Origin of the sequence: Actinomyces stomatis, from assembly GCF_031292835.1 — a bacterium.
GTDB lineage: Bacteria > Actinomycetota > Actinomycetes > Actinomycetales > Actinomycetaceae > Actinomyces > Actinomyces stomatis.
Genome location: NZ_JASPEP010000008.1, coordinates 1 through 17,191 on the forward strand (window position 1 = coordinate 1; position 17,191 = coordinate 17,191).

General features: G+C 68.4%; 15 protein-coding genes. 10 read left to right on the top strand and 5 right to left on the bottom strand.

The features are described 5' to 3' along the window. Both RIV12_RS06380 and RIV12_RS06385 read left to right on the top strand, forming a co-directional pair. A partial coding sequence (locus RIV12_RS06380; protein WP_309322864.1) for a chloride channel protein occupies positions 1 to 891 on the top strand: 891 nt, incomplete at its 5' end. A 100-nt stretch (positions 892 to 991) separates the two neighbouring features. Continuing rightward, positions 992 to 1,855 (top strand): CPBP family intramembrane glutamic endopeptidase, encoded by an 864-nt coding sequence (locus RIV12_RS06385; RefSeq protein ID WP_309322865.1) that lies wholly within the window; start codon positions 992 to 994, stop codon positions 1,853 to 1,855. Here RIV12_RS06385 and RIV12_RS06390 read toward each other — a convergent pair. Next, positions 1,852 to 2,121: a ribbon-helix-helix domain-containing protein gene (locus RIV12_RS06390; RefSeq protein ID WP_003786792.1), complete on the bottom strand. Its 270-nt coding sequence runs from the start codon at positions 2,119 to 2,121 to the stop codon at positions 1,852 to 1,854. The two genes, RIV12_RS06385 and RIV12_RS06390, sit on opposite strands and share 4 nt — an antisense overlap. Before the next feature lie 313 nt (positions 2,122 to 2,434). On the opposite strand from RIV12_RS06390, the gene RIV12_RS06395 reads away from it, so the two are divergent. Further along, positions 2,435 to 2,602, top strand: a complete 168-nt coding sequence (locus tag RIV12_RS06395; protein WP_309322866.1) for a hypothetical protein — start codon at positions 2,435 to 2,437, stop codon at positions 2,600 to 2,602. Positions 2,603 to 2,612: 10 nt separating this feature from the next. On the opposite strand, the gene RIV12_RS06400 is transcribed toward RIV12_RS06395, so the two are convergent. Beyond that, the gene (locus tag RIV12_RS06400; RefSeq protein WP_309322867.1) at positions 2,613 to 4,481 is read right to left on the bottom strand and encodes an alpha-glucosidase; all 1,869 of its coding nucleotides are present in this window, start codon (positions 4,479 to 4,481) and stop codon (positions 2,613 to 2,615) included. Positions 4,482 to 4,714: 233 nt separating this feature from the next. On the opposite strand from RIV12_RS06400, the gene RIV12_RS06405 reads away from it, so the two are divergent. The 3 genes from RIV12_RS06405 to RIV12_RS06415 all read left to right on the top strand — a co-directional run bounded on the left by RIV12_RS06405 (position 4,715) and on the right by RIV12_RS06415 (position 8,788). After that, positions 4,715 to 7,249: a glycoside hydrolase family 31 protein gene (locus tag RIV12_RS06405; protein WP_309322868.1), complete on the top strand. Its 2,535-nt coding sequence runs from the start codon at positions 4,715 to 4,717 to the stop codon at positions 7,247 to 7,249. Positions 7,250 to 7,328: 79 nt separating this feature from the next. Beyond that, positions 7,329 to 7,973 (top strand): sugar O-acetyltransferase, encoded by a 645-nt coding sequence (locus tag RIV12_RS06410; RefSeq protein ID WP_309322869.1) that lies wholly within the window; start codon positions 7,329 to 7,331, stop codon positions 7,971 to 7,973. Positions 7,974 to 8,068: 95 nt separating this feature from the next. Then, a complete protein-coding gene (locus RIV12_RS06415) occupies positions 8,069 to 8,788 on the top strand; it encodes a nitroreductase (protein ID WP_309322870.1) in 720 nt (239 codons plus the stop codon). Here the strand turns inward: RIV12_RS06415 and RIV12_RS06420 are convergent. After that, a complete protein-coding gene (locus RIV12_RS06420; protein WP_309322871.1) occupies positions 8,783 to 9,820 on the bottom strand; it encodes a CPBP family intramembrane glutamic endopeptidase in 1,038 nt (345 codons plus the stop codon). The two genes, RIV12_RS06415 and RIV12_RS06420, sit on opposite strands and share 6 nt — an antisense overlap. Before the next feature lie 106 nt (positions 9,821 to 9,926). Then, a complete protein-coding gene (locus RIV12_RS06425; protein ID WP_309322872.1) occupies positions 9,927 to 12,860 on the bottom strand; it encodes a UvrD-helicase domain-containing protein in 2,934 nt (977 codons plus the stop codon). 127 nt (positions 12,861 to 12,987) lie between these two features. Between RIV12_RS06425 and RIV12_RS06430 the strand changes: the two genes are divergently transcribed. The 4 genes from RIV12_RS06430 to RIV12_RS06445 all read left to right on the top strand — a co-directional run bounded on the left by RIV12_RS06430 (position 12,988) and on the right by RIV12_RS06445 (position 16,653). Next, the gene (locus RIV12_RS06430; RefSeq protein WP_309322873.1) at positions 12,988 to 13,623 is read left to right on the top strand and encodes a DJ-1/PfpI family protein; all 636 of its coding nucleotides are present in this window, start codon (positions 12,988 to 12,990) and stop codon (positions 13,621 to 13,623) included. A gap of 712 nt (positions 13,624 to 14,335) precedes the next feature. Further along, positions 14,336 to 15,331 (top strand): NADP-dependent oxidoreductase, encoded by a 996-nt coding sequence (locus RIV12_RS06435; protein WP_309322874.1) that lies wholly within the window; start codon positions 14,336 to 14,338, stop codon positions 15,329 to 15,331. Positions 15,332 to 15,414: 83 nt separating this feature from the next. Continuing rightward, positions 15,415 to 15,831, top strand: a complete 417-nt coding sequence (locus RIV12_RS06440; protein WP_075376796.1) for a MarR family winged helix-turn-helix transcriptional regulator — start codon at positions 15,415 to 15,417, stop codon at positions 15,829 to 15,831. A 111-nt stretch (positions 15,832 to 15,942) separates the two neighbouring features. Then, entirely contained in the window at positions 15,943 to 16,653 is a 711-nt protein-coding gene (locus tag RIV12_RS06445) for a helix-turn-helix transcriptional regulator (protein WP_309322875.1), read from the top strand. Here the strand turns inward: RIV12_RS06445 and RIV12_RS06450 are convergent. Further along, complete coding sequence (locus tag RIV12_RS06450) at positions 16,590 to 16,982, bottom strand: VOC family protein (protein WP_075376798.1); 393 nt, start codon at positions 16,980 to 16,982, stop codon at positions 16,590 to 16,592. The two genes, RIV12_RS06445 and RIV12_RS06450, sit on opposite strands and share 64 nt — an antisense overlap. Positions 16,983 to 17,191: the final 209 nt, after the last annotated feature.

Here is a 17,191-nt window from a genome sequence, read left to right on the forward strand (position 1 = left end):
AGGCTCGCCACCCGCCTGGGGATCGGCAGGAGCGAGGGCGCGATCCTCATCGCCTCCGCCGCCGGGGCGGGGCTGGCGGCCATGTACAACGCGCCGCTGGGAGGGGCGGCCTACGCCGTCGAGCTCGTCATGGTCTCCGGGATGCGACGGCGCGGTGCCCTCGTCGCGGTACCGGTGTGCCTCATCGCCACGCTCGTCTCCTGGCTGCACTCCCACGGGCGCCCCACCTTCGAGATCGTCTCACCGGGGCTGTCTTCGGGGACCGTCCTCGGGCTGGTCCTGCTCGTGCCCGTGGCCGCAGCCCTCGGCGTGGGGGCGAGGCGACTGTGGTCGTGGATGCTGGCGCACCGGGTACGCGTCCCCCGGTGGCTGCCGGCGGCAATCGGAACGGCGGGACTGGTCACCGGGTTGGTGAGCCTGTGGGTCCCGGCGATCGTCGGCAATGGGCGCGACGCCATGGAGATGGCTGTGGGTACTGCCCTTCCCGGGACCTCGAACAGCCCTGTGGGAGCGGGCCTAGTCCTGTTGGTGGGCATCGTGGCCCTCAAGCCGGTCCTCACCGGTCTCACGCTCGCAGCCGGTGCCACCGGCGGCCGGCTGGCCCCCTCCCTGGCCGCGGGCTCGAGCGCCGGAGCCGCCCTGGCGATCACGCTCCACGCCTGCGGGGTGCAGGCCAGCGTGCCGGTCCTGGCACTGGCAGGGGCGGGTGCGGTGCTTGCCACCACTCAGAGGGCCCCCGTCTTCGGGATCGTCTTCACCTGGGAGCTGGCCCGCGCCGGGGCCTGGACGCTGGTGGCTCTGCTCACCGTCGTCATGGCGGGCACGTTGCTGGCCAACCCCACCTGGCGGCGCACCGTGGTCTCTTGGTCGCGGACCTCACGGAGTCGGTAGCCGGACCCGCCTGCGACGTGTCAGGGTCATTGATTCGACCGTGCGAACATATACTCCTGGGCGGATCGCACCCGGCAGCCACATCTCCATCGGAATCACTATGGATCGTCTCCACGACGCTGCACCACCCCGTCACGCGCTACAGCCCAGCGCGGCTGACGCCTACACCTTCGAGACCGGACGGCCCGCAGCCTCTGAGGGCACCGCCCTTGCCGCCATCGCCCTGCTGGCCGGCGCGCCGGCGCTGGGCACGGCCCTGGCGCTCCTGAAGGGGCCGTGGATCCTCATGCTCGTCCTTCTTCATATGGGCGGGCTCGTCCTGTGGTTCGGGCTGGCCGGCCGCGGCTGGCGCGACCTGCTGACCGGCGGCGGCATCCGCAGCAGAACCGTCCTGTTCGCCGCAGGCGCCCTGGGCGGAGTCGCCTTTGGCGGCCTGCACACCTGGATGGGGCCGACGGGCACCGGCCCGCTGTGGAAGCCGGAGATCACCGCCTCCACGGCGCTTCACGCACTGGCCTTCGCCGTCTTAGTCGGCATTGCGTATAACGCGATCCCCGAGGAGATCACGCTCAGGCGCACCCTGTTCTCACCGATACACGAGCGCTTCGGGGCAACGGCCGCCGTGCTGATGACGACGGCGTCCTTCACCGCCCTGCACCTGCCGACCTGGCTGACCTCCGACACCAGCCTCAAGGGCTATGCCTGGCAGATCCTTCACAAGGTGCTCTTCGGGCTGCTCGCCGGCTGGTCGGTGGTGCGGCTTCGGTCGATGTTCTTCGCCCTGGGCCTGCACGTCAGCGGAAACGCGCTGGGCCTGTTCATCGGCCAGCTTCAGAGCGAGAACCTACCCGACTTCGAGATCTCGTGGCTCAACGCGGCGATCCTGCTCACCGGCGCAGCCGCGGTCGCCGCCCTCATCCTCCTCCTGGGCCGACGTAGAAGAGTGCCACCACCAGTCTTCTAACCAGCGAGAAGGGCATCATCAATGGCTTGGCGAAGAAACTCCGACCGGCTCTTGCCGTTACGCTCAGCATGCGCATCGATGGCCTGTAAACGCGAAGCAGGTATGCGGAAAGAAATAGTCCTCATCTCTTCCTCGTACAAACGAGGACGACCCTGCACTACAGGACCAAGCCGCCCCTTCCAGTCACCTGCCTCATAGTCGGCAGCCAAGGAATCAAGCTGCTCATCAGTCACCCCGAAGGCGGCGTTCATCTGATCGCGGTTCATGATCTCCTCCTGTCGATAGATAGTTCCTTGAGAGTCTTTTTCGAGGGCGGCGTCATAGCATGATAAACAAGCCAGTCTCCACGCCCATTATGAACAGCAACCATCTCCAGCAACCGCCCCTTGACGTCCACTCCCACTGAAACCCATGTGCGAGAGTCGTCCACCCGAGGCGCAGAACGGATCGCATGCTTCCAGGCGGACAGCACATCCTCGACACTCACCTCGGGGTGGCGCTCGTGGACACGCGGGTGAACAATGACCTCATCCAATCGCACCCCTCACTTTCGCACTACATAATCGTAATACCACACCAGTGCGACTACTAGTCCTGAACTGGAGGATTGAGATCCTGGTCGTGGAACAGCAGGAGCAACCAGGCTCACCCCTGGCTGCGGCACAAGCGGACCTCTGCGCCCCGGTCCTTGATCGTGACGATCTCGTCGAGGTCAACGCGGGCAAGGGTGCGAAGGACACCCGCTAGGACTGGGAACTCACCGACGACGGCGCAGCAGGACCGAGTCCCATCCCGGTAGCGCCTCCGGCAGGCCCGCGTGGGTCGAGCCGGGCTGAACGTCCGGATCGGCGGCGCGCAGCACCTGCTCGGCCCCGCTCCACTCCCCTGGCTCCAGGCCCTCGGCCGCGAGCGCCGTCAGCAGGCCGCCCTGCCCGGTCAGGGGCAGGTCCTCGCGGGCGCACTGGGCGATGAGCAGCAGCTGCTCGATACCGCCGCCCTGGGCCTCAGGGGCGCGCCACTGACGCAGGATGACCCAGGCGGTGGGGTGGTCGGCCGCCAGGAGCAGGAAGGTGCCCAGGGCGAGGGCGTCGTCGTCGTGGCGCAGGGCGATGAGGTGGCGGTAGTGCTCGAAGACGCTGCCGGGTACTCCCACCTGGGCGGCGGCGTTGACGGTGCCGTGGTCGGGGGCCAGGGCGATCCAGGGCTCGCCGGTGGTGAACCCGGCCTTCTCGCTGCTGTCCCAGTGGACGGGGGTGCGGGCGTTGTCCCGGGAGACGGGGGCCAGACGAGTCAGGACGGCGGCCGGGTCGTCGCCGGCGCGCACGCGCTCGTGGAAGTGGTTGATGGACTCCAGGTCCCGGTAGTCCTCGATTCCACGGAAGACCGTGTTGGCCATGCCGAGCTCCTCGCCCTGGTAGACGTAGGGGGTGCCGCGGTGGGTGTGGAGGATCGTGGCGAGGGTCTTGGCCGAACGGACGCGCCAGGCGGGGTCGTCGTCGCCGAAGCGGGAGACGGCGCGGGGCTGGTCGTGGTTGTCCCAGTAGGCGGAGTTCCATCCCTTCTCCACGCTCACGACGCCGGAGGAGTCTGTGACGGGGGCGAGGGCCGCCTGCCAGTCGGCGAGGTTCTTCTTGAGGACGACCAGGTTGAGGGACTGCGGATCGAACTTGCCTCCGGGCCCGTCGGTGAGGCAGACGTGCTCGAACTGGAAGACCATGTCGAGCTCGCCTCGGGCGGGGTCGGTGTAGAGGGCGGCCTCGCTTCGCGTGGCCCCGGGCATCTCGCCAACGGTGAGGACGTGGCCGGGCCGGGGTGCGAGGACCTGCTGGTTCATCTCGTGGAGGAACTCGTGGATGCGTGGCCCGTTGGCCACCGCGGCGAAGGCGTTGCCGTAGAGGTCGCCCTCGCCCTGGGGCGCGTCGGTGAGCGGGTAGGTCTTGGAGATGAGGTTGATGACGTCCATGCGGAAGCCGTCGACACCGCGGTCCAGCCACCAGCTCATCATCTCGTGGATGGCGCGGCGAACCTCGGGGTTCTCCCAGTTGAGGTCGGGCTGCTTGGGTGAGAAGAGGTGCAGGTAGAACTCCTGGGTGTCCTCGTCCCAGGCCCAGGCCGACCCGGAGAAGGCCGATCCCCAGTTGGTGGGCTCGGTGCCCGGCTGCCCGGGGGCGAGCCCGTCGACCTGCCGGGCGGGTCGCCAGATGTACCAGTCGCGCTTGGGGTCCTGCGTCGAGGAGCGGCTGGCGGTGAACCAGGGGTGCTCGTCGCTGGTGTGGTTGACGACGAGGTCCATGACCAGGCGCATACCGCGGGCGTGGAGCCCCTCGATGAGGGTATCGAGGTCGGTCAGGGAGCCGAAGAGGGGGTCGATGTCCTGGTAGTCGGAGATGTCGTAGCCGTTGTCATCCTGAGGGGAGCGGTAGACGGGGCTGAGCCACACGACGTCGACCCCGAGCTCGTCGAGGTGGTCCAGGCGGCTGGTCAGGCCGGGGATGTCGCCGATCCCGTCACCGTCGGAGTCGGCGAAGGAGCGGGGGTAGACCTGGTAGACGACGGCGCGGCGCCACCAGTCCGGGTCCTCGCCGACGTGGTGGGCTGAGACAACCAGGGGTGCGGGAGAGGTCACGGGCGATTTCCTTCCTACCGGCCAGGAGAGATAAGGGGAAGTGGGGGCGGACAGGGTGCTTGAGGGTATGCCCCTGCTGCCCTGGCAGGGCCGACGGGGCCTTACGGGCCGGTACCGATTGTGTCAAAACACGCCTGAGACCAGGGCCGATTATGATGAGTTCTCGCACCTCGGCCAGGGCGCCGCCTCTTCCGCCGCTCCCTGCGACGACCCCTGCTGTGAAAGGCCGCCCCTTGGTTTCCCCTCTCTGCGATGCCCCCGATACTCCGCGTCCGGCCGCCGCCCGCCCTGAGGCGGTCATCGTCGGAACCTCATCGGAGGAGTCCCACTACCGGTTCACGGTGCTCACCTCTCGGCTCATCCGCATGGAGCTCTCCCCCACGGGTGTCTTCACCGACGCCGCCACCCAGCTGGTCGTCAGCCGCGACCTGGGTGAGATGCCGTCGTTCCGGGTGGTGCGCGGCGAGGACCATCTGGAGATCATCACCGAGCACCTGCACCTGACCCATGTGCCCTCCCTGGGATTCTCCCCTTCCGGGCTCAACGTCAGGCTGCGCTCGACGGCGCTCCACGCCCACGGCGGCACCTGGCACCACGGCGACGTGTGGGACCCCGACGAGACCTTCCCGACGAACCTGGGCGGCACCACCCGCACCCTCGATGAGGCCGACGGCGCCGTCTCCCTCAGCCCGGGACTGCTGAGTCTGAACGGCATCACCGCCCTGGATGACTCGGCCTCGCTGCTGCTCACCCAGGACGAGTGGGTCCAGCCCCGCGAGCCCGGCAACCGCATGGCCGATGGGGCGCAGGACCTCTACATCTTCGGCTACGGCCAGGACTACCAGGAGGCGCTGCGGGACTTCTTCCGCCTCACCGGGCCGAGCCCCCTCATCCCGCGGGCGCTGCTGGGCAACTGGTGGAGCCGCTACCACCCCTACAGCGACCAGGAGTACCTGGCGCTCATGGACCGTTTCACCACCGAGGAGCTGCCCTTCTCCGTGGCCGTCGTCGACATGGACTGGCACGTGACCGACATCGACCCGGCGATCGGCACGGGGTGGACCGGCTACACCTGGAACCGGGAGCTGTTCCCCGACCCGCGGGCGTTCCTGGCCGGCCTGCACGAGCGGGGCATGCTCACCACGCTCAACGTGCACCCGGCCCAGGGGGTGCGGCGCCATGAGGAGGCCTATGAGGAGGTCTGCTCCGACCTGGGCCTGGATGCGAGCACCGGGGAGGACGTGCCCTTCAACATCGCCGACCGTGACTTCGTGGGCTCCTATCTCTCGCGCCTCCACCACCCCCTGGAGGACGAGGGCGTGGACTTCTGGTGGCTGGACTGGCAGCAGGGCGGCTCCACGACGGTTCCCGGTCTGGACCCGCTGTGGATGCTCAATCACGTCCACTACCTCGACTCGGGCCGCGAGCGCCCGGCGGCGGACGGCGGCGTGGAGCGGCGCCGCCCGGTGACCTTCTCGCGCTTCGCCGATGCCTCGAGCCACCGCACCCCGGTGGGCTTCTCCGGGGACACGATCATCAGCTGGGACTCTCTGCGCTTTCAGCCGCGCTTCACGGCCACGGCCGCCAACATCGGTTACTTCTGGTGGTCCAACGATATCGGCGGGCACATGATGGGCGGGAGCGACGACACGATGGCGGCCCGTTGGTTCCAGCTGGGCTGCTTCTCCCCCATCAACCGCCTGCACTCGTCGAACTCGGGCTTCACCTCCAAGGAGCCCTGGCGCTACTCGCGTGACGCTCGCGCCACGATGGAGGCGCACCTGCGGCTGCGTCACCGGCTGGTGCCCTACCTGTACACGTGGGCGCGCCGCTCGGTCAGTGAGGGCGTCGGGCCGGTGCGCCCGGTCTACCACGATCACCCGCAAGAGCTGGCCGCCTACGAGCACCGAGGCAGCTTCTGCTTCGGGGATCTGCTGGTGGTTCCCTTCACCTCCCCACTCGATGAGGCCACCGGCCTGGGGCGGGAGCTGACCTGGCTTCCCGACGGCGTCTGGTACGACCTGCCCACGGGGCGCCGCTATGAGGCCACGACCGGCGGGCGCGGGCGCATGCTGAGCCTGTCCCGCCCGTTGGACCGGATCGCGGTGCTGACCCGGGCCGGCTCAGTGATTCCTCTGGCCGGGAGCCTGACGGAGGCGGCCGGGGACAATCCGCACGAGCTGGAGATCGTCGTCGTGCCCGGGGGCTCGGGGAGCTTCACCCTGGAGGAGGACGACGGCTCGGCTCAGCCCGGGCCGGACCGCATCGCTCGTACTCACATGACGCTGACCTGGCCGGATACCGAGGACGAGGACGGCGGGGACATGGTGCTGCGCATCCGCCTGGAGGGGGCAGCCGACGTCGTGCCGGCCTCGCGGCTGGTGACGGTACGGCTTCTGGCCGGCCAGGTGGCCGGCGCCTGGCTGGGGGTGGGTGATCGGGCGCGCCGACTGGCCACCGAGGAGGTCAGTGGTGACGGCTTCACCCTGGGGGCCGGGACGCTGGTGCACCTGGAGGAGCTGAGCCGCCAGGAGCTCATCGACGGCGTCCAGCTGGTCCTTCGCGGCACGGAGCAGTCCCCTGCCGACTGGCGGGCCGAGGTCCACGCGATCCTGGATGCCGCGCGGGTGGACTACCTGGCCAAGGATCAGGCCTGGGACGCGGTGCAGCGGGGCCTGAGCGGAACCGCCCTGCTGGGTGAGCTGGAGGCTCTGGGCCTGCCGGAGACGCTGCGGGCGGCCGTGGCCGAGGTGCTTCCCCACTCCTGAGCAGGCTCCGAGCGCCGGTTCGGGTGGGTCGGCCCGAACGGACCGGCGGGCGTATCGGGACGCCGCTAGGCTGTTGGTCATGAGCGAGAGTCCCACCCCGCGCTTCCCGGAGGCCGAGCCCTATTTCGTCGGGGACGAGCGCACCAACCGCGAGCGCATGCTCGCCGGCGACTGGTACGTCTCCGACGACCCGGACAACGCCAGGATCGCCGCCCACGCCCGCAAGATGCTCTACCGCTTCGAGCGGGCCTTCGCCGAGGGCGAGGAGGACTGCTGGGACCTGCTGCGCTCGGCGATCCCGGACCTGGGTGACAAGGCCTGTCTGCTGCCACCGGTGCGCGTGGACTACGGGGACAACATCACCGTGGGCGAGGGGACCTTCGTCAACTACGGGCTCGTGGCCCTCGACGTCGCCCGGATCCGTATCGGTGCGCACTGCCAGATCGGCCCGAACGTCCAGCTGCTCACGCCGGTCCACCCTCTGGAGCCGACGCCGCGCACCTGCTCCCTGGAGGCGGCCGACCCCATCACGATCGGGGACAACGTGTGGTTGGGCGGCGGGGTCATCGTCTGCCCCGGTGTGACGATCGGGGACAACTGCGTCATCGGCGCGGGATCAGTGGTCACCAAGGATGTTCCCGCCGGCAGCCTCGCGGTGGGCAACCCGGCCCGCGTCCTGCGCCAGCTGGACGACTCCACCTTCGGGCCCCGCCATCAGTCGTAACGCTTGCATACGACGCCGCGTCACACCCAAGACTGAGGTTGCGCCGCAATCGGCCCCATCAACCGGCTCTATGACCTGTCTAAGGAGACGTCACGATGAACCCCGAAGCTTTCTCCGACTTGGCCACTGCCCGGCATTCTGTGCGCGACTTCCGGCCTGACCCGGTGCCGAGCCAGGTCCTCGACGCGATCCTTGACGATGCCCGTCAGGCACCGAGCTGGTCGAACACACGGCCCTTCATGGTGGCGCTGGCCACCGGTGAGCGGGCGGACCGCCTGCGCGCGGCCTACATTGCCGAGTTCGATGTCACACTGCCCTTCCAGCACAAGGAGCCCGGCGCCATGGCCCGCCTGGTCCTGAGCGGCAAGGCTCCCGACGGCGACTACCGGACCTGGGCTCCCTACCCACCGGACCTGCTGCCCCACTCCCAGGCGGTCGGCGGCCGGCTGTACGCGCACATGGGCATCGCCCGCAAGGACCGTGAGGCCCGTGATGCAGCCGCCCGCCGCAACTGTGAGGCCTTCGGCGCACCGGTCATCGGTTTCGTCCTGGTCCACAAGGGCCTCATGCCCTTCGCCGCGCTCGACGCCGGGATCATGCTTCAGACCCTGTTCCTGTCCGCCAAGGCCCACGGCGTCGACTCCTGCCCCCTGGGGGTCCTGGCCACCTGGCGCCGCCCTTTCGACGTCGAGTTCGAGGCGCCGTCGGACTACCGTCTCATCACGGGCTTCGCCCTGGGCTACGCCTCCGACGCTCCCGTCAACGACTTCCGGGCCGAACGGCGTGCCGTACGCCTGGTGCCCGCCCGCTCATGACTCGGCCCTGACCCGGACGGGTGGCCACTCGTCACTGCGCTCATCGACGGCGGCGTCCCTCAGTTCAGGGCGGCGCCAGTACGGCGGGACGATGAGCCCGCGCCGGTGGACCTCGACCAGCACGGCCAACCCGGCTGCCGTGCACACGATGATCGCGACGATGGAGGCCTCAATACCCATGGCTCCGCCAGTGAGCAGATCCGGGCCGGTGAAGCGGGCCTCGATGAGTCCGCGTCCTGTTCCGATGCCGGAGATGTCGGAGCCGAAGATGCCGCCCTGGACGAAGTTCCAGGCGATGTGCACCCCGATCACCATCCACAGGCGCCGGGTGAGCAGGTAGCACGCTCCCAGCAGGATGCCCGCCTCCAGTGCGATCGCCACTGCACCGAAGACCGTCGCGTGAGCATTGCCCAGGTGAGAGATTCCAAAGAGAAACGAGGTGATGGCCAGCGCCCACCAGGTTCCCAACCACCCCTCGATGAGGCGCAGCAGGATCCCCCGAAACAGGATCTCCTCGGTGAATCCGGCAAGGACTCCGGCTCCCAGACCGGCGAGGACTCCGGTGCTCCAGCCGATGTCCACCACATGGTAGGAGCCGATCAGGGCCAAGATCGCAATGATGGCGCACATGAGCAGCGCACCTATGGCGAGGCCGACCGAGAACTCGCGCAGCGCCGCCCCGCGTCCTCCGAGCTCGATGACGGGTCTTCTGCCGATGAGACGCACCAGCAGCCAGTACCCGAGCAGGGCCAGCGGTGCACCAGCGATAGCCATGACGAATATGGCGTCCGGCAGAGACTCCACACGACCGTTGGCCGTAAGACGCGCGAATCCGGTCATCACTGCGAGAATCGCGGCGAAGACCTGAACGCCGAAGACGACCAGGACGCCAAGCAGAAGCTGGAGCCAACCGAGGCGCTCCGCCTTTCGCGGAGGGATGCGCCACTGGGGACTGACCGGGATGAGCCGGTCCAGGAGGCGAGGAGTCCGGTGCTCTGCTGATGACGCCGGAGAGGAGGCCAGGCTGTTCATGACCTCAGTGTTTCCTACTTGCCGATAGCCACACCTCCCCCGCCAGGAGGAGCCGGCCCTCCTCCTGCCTTCAGCGCGGATCCCCTCACCGTGGGAGAGTGAGCCGTCAGATCTTGGTCACGGGTGCGTAGCGCAGGATGAGGCGCTTGGTGGTGGGCGCACCGTCGATGACGAACTCGACGCGGGCGGTCAGGGATCGCCCCTTGCCCTCCAGGCCGACGACGGTGCCCACCCCGTAGGAGTCGTGGCGCACCTGGTCGCCGGTCCTCAGCCCGGCGACGGCTGCGGGCAGGTCCTCCGAGGCGGCTCCGCCGGCCGATGAGGGGGCGCTCTGCTTGCCGCGGGCCTCGAGGCGGGCGGAGGCGCGCTTGGCGGCCCGGTCCTGGGCGGTCTCCACGCGCCCCAGCTTGCCCGAGCGCTTGGTGCCTGCGCCCACGGGTGGGGCGAAGTCATCGTCGTCGGAGTAGGTGCTGCTCTGCCGGGAGCCGCCTGAGCGCCGCCCGCCCGAGCCGAAACCGCCCTCGCCCCAGCTGCTGCCCCAGCCGGTGCCGCCACCGCGCAGAGCCTCCATGGAGGAGGCCAGGCGCTTCCAGTCGATGGTCTCGTCCGGCACGTCGTCGAGGAAGCGGGAGGCGGGCATGGCGTTGGCGGCACCCCAGGCCGAGCGCACGGCGGCGCGGGTGAGGTAGAGGCGCTCGCGGGCTCGGGTCAGGGCCACGTAGGCCAGGCGCCGTTCCTCGGCGAGCTCGGTCTCCTCGGCCAGGGATCGGGTGTGGGGGAAGGTGCCGTCCTCCATACCGGTGACGAAGACGACCGGGAACTCCAGGCCCTTGGCGGTGTGGACGGTCATGAGGGTGATCTGGCCCTGTTCCTCGGCCTGCCGGGCGTCCTCGTCCTCCAGGTCGGCGCTGGGCGGGAGCTGGTCGGAGTCGGCCACGAGCGAGACGCGTTCGAGGAAGTCGGCCAGGGTGCCGTCGGGATTGGCGGCCTGGAAGTCGCTGGCCACGGAGTGGAGCTCGGCGAGGTTCTCCACGCGGGTGGCGTCCTGAGGGTCGTCACTGGCGCGCAGCTCGGCGAGGTAGCCGGAGGCGTCCAGGGCGGAGTCGAGGACGTCGGCGACGCCGTCACCGGCGGCGACCATGTGGCGCAGGGTGGTGAGCAGCTCGTGGAAGCCGCGCACCTGGTTGCGGGCTCGGGTGGTCAGGCCCTCGACCTCGGGCGGCTCGCCGGCCTCTGCGGTAGAAGGGGCCTGCCCGTCTGCGCTGTCAGCGCCCATGGCCTCGCCCGGCTCACCAGCCCGCGCCTCGCGGGGGGCTCCGGCGGCGTCGGCGACGGCCTGCCCGAAGGAGACGGCATAGCGGGCGGCGTGCTCGGCCAGGGCGCCCTCGGCCTTGTCCCCCAGGCCGCGTTTGGGGACGTTGAGGATACGGCGCAGGTTGACGTCGTCGTCGGGGTTGTCGACGGCGCGCAGGTAGGCGATGGCGTCCTTGATCTCGCGGCGGTCGTAGAAGCGGGTGCCGCCGATGACCTTGTAGGGCTGGCCGGCGCGCATGAAGGCCTCTTCGAGGGCGCGGGACTGGGCGTTGGTGCGGTAGAAGACGGCGATGTCGCGGGGGCGCACGCCGTGCTCGTCGGCCAGGCGGTCGACCTCCTGGCTGATCCAGCGGGCCTCGTCGTGCTCGGAGTCGGCGACATAGCCGGTGATGGGGGCGCCGTCGCCGGCGGCGGTCCACAGGTTCTTCTCGCGCCGGCCGCTGTTGCGGGAGATGACGGCGTTGGCGGCCGAGAGGATGTTCTGGGTGGAGCGGTAGTTCTGCTCCAGCAGGATGGTGCGCGCCGAGGGGTAGTCCTCCTCGAACTCCTCGATGTTGCGGATGGTGGCACCGCGAAAGGCATAGATGGACTGGTCGGAGTCGCCGACGACGGTGAGCTCTCCCGGGGGCAGGGCCGAGCCCGCCCCGGAGGTGCCGGAGCCGCCGACGAGCTCGCGCACGAGGACGTACTGGGCGTGGTTGGTGTCCTGGTACTCGTCGACCAGGATGTGACGGAAGCGGCGCCGGTACATCTCGGCCACGGCCGGTCGGGTCTGGAGCAGGGCGACGGTGCGCATGATGATGTCGTCGAAGTCCAGGGCGTTGGCGGCGCTCAGGCGCTCGGCGTAGGCGCGGTAGACCTCGGCGAGGTGACGCTCGAGGGGGTTGGAGGTGACGGCGCGCTCGGCGAACTGGGCCGGGGTGATGAGCTCGTTCTTGAGGTCGGAGATGCGGTGGGCGAAGGTCTTGGGGGTGAAGCGCTTGGGGTCGATGCCCAGCTCGCGCACGATGAGGGTGATGAGGCGGGTGGAGTCGGCGGCGTCGTAGATGGAGAAGGTGGAGCGCAGGCCGGCGGCCTCGTGCTCGCGGCGCAGGATGCGCACGCAGGCGGAGTGGAAGGTGGAGACCCACATGCGCTCGCCGGCGGGCCCGACCAGGGCGGTGACGCGCTCACGCATCTCGGCGGCGGCCTTATTGGTGAAGGTGATGGCCAGGATCTCTCCGGGGCGGGCGCGGCCGGTGGCGATGAGGTGGGCGATGCGGTGGGTGAGGACCCGGGTCTTGCCCGAGCCCGCACCGGCGATGATGAGCAGCGGCGCGCCGGCGTGGGTGACGGCGGCCTCCTGGGCGGGGTTGAGGCCGGAGAGCAGCTCGGCCGGGTCTGAGACCGTCACCCCCCAGGCGGGGCCGGAGACGTGGCCCGACGGTGCGGCGCCGTCGGCTCGGGCGCGGGCCGCGGCGGCATTGGCCTGGGCGCGGGCGACCAGGGCGGAGACCTCGTCCTGACGCTCCTCCCAGGTGGGGGCTGCGGCGGACTCATCCTCGGGCGGTGGGGCGTCCTCGGGGCCCCAGTCCTCCTCCGGGGCCTCGACGTCGGCCCAGGAGTCGTCATCGAACGAGCCTCCACTGGGAACGAGGGCGGGCAGCGCGGCCTCGGGCGGCGGCATGGCCGCACCGCCGGAGCCGGGCATGGGCAGGGCGCCGAAGAGGGAGTTCATCGCGTTCATCGTGAGGCCAAGCCTAGGCCAGGGCGCCGACACGTTTCGATTTCCCCGCCCACGCATCGACGGCACACCGCCGGACTTCACAGTACGTTGTGAACAGGTTGAGGACACCGCTGAGAAAGGAATCAAGATGCGCACCATTGCCCTGTACACGACCGAGACCATGGCGGACTGGGAGTATGCCTACCTCACCACTCAGATCGCTGGTGCGGAACAGCTCAAGCCCGGGCGCTTTCGGCTGCTGCTCGTGGGCGACGGGATGGAGCCGGTGCGCACGCTCGGGAACCTGCCACTGGCGCCGGAGGCCGACCTCGACGCGCTGGATGCACTGGCCGACGACGGCTCGCTCACAGCCCTCGTCATCCCTGGAGGGGACCACTACGCGGCCGGGCACGAGCGGCTCATCGAGGCGGTCGGCCGCCTCGTGGACAGCTCGGTTCCGGTGGCGGCGATCTGCGGTGCCACGCTCCTGCTGGCCCGCGGCGGCTTCCTGGACGACCGCCGCCACACCTCGAACGCCGCCTCGTACCTGGAGGCCAGTGGATACTGCGGTGGCGTGCACTACATGGAAGCGTCGGTGGTGACCGACCGGGGCGTCACCACCGCCTCAGGCATCCACGCGGTCCCCTTCACTGCGGAGGTCATGCGGATCACTGGGCTTGTGCCTGACGCGATGGCCGACTCCTGGGAGCAGGTCTTCCTCAACGGCCGGGAGAAGGACTACATGGCGCTCATGGAGGCGACCAGCGCCTGGCAGAACGCCTGAGGGGGACGCCCTCACTGCCCTGGTCCTTCCCGCCTTCGCACTCAACGGGGAGCTCCTGGAGGCGGCTGCGCTGATCACGGCCCCGCATGAGCTGACCCCGGCCCGGTGGCAGGTGCTGGGCGCCGTCCTGGAGGAACCGCTGCCGGTTGCCGAGATCGCGCGTCGGGGCGAGCGATCACGGCACTCACCGCGGAGCAGCACGCCTGGGCCGACACCGTCGGCCAGGAGATCGGAGAGAAGAACCTGAAGACCCTGGGGACGCTGATCAGCAGGCTTACTGACGCATCACGCCGCTACCGGCAAGCCGCCGGAGAGGAGCCCTCACCTTAAGCAGGAGACCACTCCAGCCGCGCCGGACCCCGAGCGGGCACCTAGGGAGCCGCCCGTGTCCAACCAGATTCGAAACTCGCGCTCATGGTCAACGGCTAAAACGAGCGACATCATCCTGGATGCACTCGGGCTCGCCGACAAAGGATGCGTTGCTGGCATTGACGACACTGTCGGACAGTGAGCACTGGGCGCAGTGGCGCCGCATCCCTGGGCGCAAACGGCAAAGTCACGACTGACCGCATCCCTCTCCTTGAAGAGCCCACAGAACTCATCCAGAGATGCCTCCTTGTCTAAACTAGTACGAATCTCGTACTATTCGTTCCACGTAGTAGTTCAAGGTGAGCACAGCATCTCACTGTCGAGCGAGTCAGAGGAGGTAACCATGGGTCGGGCGATCGAGTACCGGAGATTCGGCGGACCAGAGGTCCTGGAGGAAGTCGAGCGCCCGACGCAGGCACCGGGCGACGGAGAGGTACGCATCGCGGTGCGCGCCGTCGGGCTCAACCCTCTCGATTTCAAGACCTTCGAAGGCGACCTGCGACCTGTCGAACGGGTTCAACGCCTCATTCACCCTCGACGGTGGCTCGAGGGCGCATCCTCCCGTTTCCCCAGGGGCGTGGCCCGAGACTTCGCGGGAGTCATCGACGCAGTCGGTACCAACGTCACGGACCTCGCCGTGGGCGACGCCGTGCTGGGTACCTTGCGAAGCGCCCCCGGCCAGGCCGACACCCGCGGAGCGTTCACCACCGAGTTGGTGGCACCCACCGGCGATGTCGTCAAGAAGCCAGCCCCGTTGTCATTCACGCAGGCGGCCTGTCTGGGTGTTGCCTCGCAAACCGCGTGCGGCGCATTCAGACAGCTGAACCTGCACGAGGGCGATGTCATTGTCATCAGTGCCGCCGCAGGCGGCGTGGGCTCGATTGCCGCTCAGCTCGCTTTGAGCCGGGGTGCCACCGTGATCGGAATTGCCGGCGCCCGCAATACCGAATATCTCCGCTCCTTGGGCATCATTCCAGTCACCTATGGTGAGAACCTGACAAGTCGGGTTTGCGAGGCGGCTCCGTCACCTATCACCAAACTCCTGGACTGCTACGGCGGCGGCTACGTAAAACTTGGCCGCGATCTCGGGCTGACGGGCCGTTCCATCGGCACCCTGGTTCCCTCACCCACGGCGATACTCAGGGGAGCGCAGTTCACCGGCTCACGACACAGCAGTGGACGCATCGACCTTGAGGAAGTAGCACAACTGGTGGCGGACGACATCATCAAGGTCGACATCGCTCGCACGTACCCATTCACATTGGAGCAGGTTCGCGCCGCCTATACCGAGCTGGCAAAGGGCCACGTCCGCGGCAAGCTCGCCGTCGATCTATCCTGACACCCATCCACGGTCAACCGGATCAGGAGGATCGCTTGAGCAGACGGACTCATGATCAGCGTCTCATCCGGGCGTTGCGTGCTATGAACAGCGAGCTCGCCGCCAGCAACCGCGCTGTAGCGGCGCAAACCGGGCTCAACGACAGCGATCTGGCTGTACTCGACATCCTGCACCGTGAGGGTCCGCAGACCCCCACTGCCCTCGCCCGCAGAACCCGGATGGGGACGACAACGATGACGAGCGTGCTACGCCGGCTCACCCGCGACGGTTGGGTCGAACGTCGTCCCAGTGAGACGGACCTGCGCTCATTCACCATCCATGCCATAGGCGTTGATCGCCTTGCCGAGGTATTCCTGCCCGCCAACCGGAGACTGGTCGCCCTGGTGGAGGGCTGGCCCGAGAGCCGGGTCGATCAGCTCATTGAGTTCCTGGAGGACGCCACCGAGGTGATTCACGAGTCGGCGGAGCGGCTATCGACCAGGGACGGCGACAACTTCTGACCTCGTTCATACATTCCCCAGGCGCGTATATGTACAGCGCCGGATCCACTCTGACGATCTATCCTCGACAGGTCCCTGGACTCGCATCGCTCTGGGCTCCACGATAGAGAGGTGTACTCCGAGATGGTCCTCAGTGAGCAGCGCACGCTCTGGCGATCGGTGGGTGGCAGCGCCGCCATCATTCCCGCTGACGGATGCGTCGACCTCATTGTCCGCAGCGAGCAGGTGCTCCTGTGCGGCCCGCAGACTCGTGTCATCCACGCTCCTGCCGACGACGCTGACCCCACCGTCGGTGTGAGGCTGGAAGCGGGCACCGCTCGCAGGGTCCTGCCCGTGGCACTCAGCGAGTTGAGAAACCGAGTAGTGGAGCTGCGCACCGCGTTGGGATCGGAGGCGGCTGTCCTGTACGACCTGATGATGCGAGCGAGCAACGCTTCCCGACCAGACCTCGTGCTCTCTGAGCTGCTTGTCGACCAGGTGGAGCCGTGGGTGGCGACGACGCACCGACTCGCCCGGACCGGAGCGCCAGCGCGAGAGGTCGCCCGAGCTCTGGACTGGCCGGAGCGCACGCTGCGCAGACGAATGCTGGAGGCCTTCGGCTACGGGTACACCACTCTGGCACGCATTGAGCGAGTATTCCAAGCACGCTCACTTCTCCAGCGGGGACTTTCGCCGGCCCACGTCTCAGCGATGACGGGTTATGCGGATCAGCCGCATCTGACCCGCGAGTTCGCGCACTTGGTCGGGGTGACGCCGGCTCAGTTCTCCAAGGCCGCGAAGAGGTCGACGCTATTGCCATCGGGATCGAGCACCGTGGCGTAGCGCTGCCCCCAGGGGGCATCCCACGGCTCGGTGCGGCCTTCGTATCCTGCTCCGGTGAGCCTGGCGTAGGTGGCGTCCACGGCGTTCACCGTCCCCTGGTCAAAGGCCAGGGCGATGCGGTGACCTCCCGAGGGCAACTCGTAACCAGGGTCGAGACTACGAATGAGGTCGATGGTGTCCCACGCCAGAACGGTGCCGTCTTCGAGACTGGTATCGACATGCGGCTCGTCGCTCCTTTCAGGAACGGCCGCTCCAAGCAGACGGTAGAAGGTGAGTGAGGCGGACATATTGCGAGTCACGATGCCGATGAATCCAAGTCGTAGTGCCATAGCGACACCGTATGCCGCCTACGACATCCCGTCTTGAACAGAACGGCCACGTCCAGCGGGACTCCCTGACACGCCTGACCAGTCCACACACGCTCAATCTGCGACAGCTCAGCTCACCGAGTGCGAGAGAGCATCACGCTGCCGAAACAAGTACCCGCCGAGGTCGGGCTCGGGTAGGCCTTCGGCGCCGTCACTCAGGCCAATGAGTA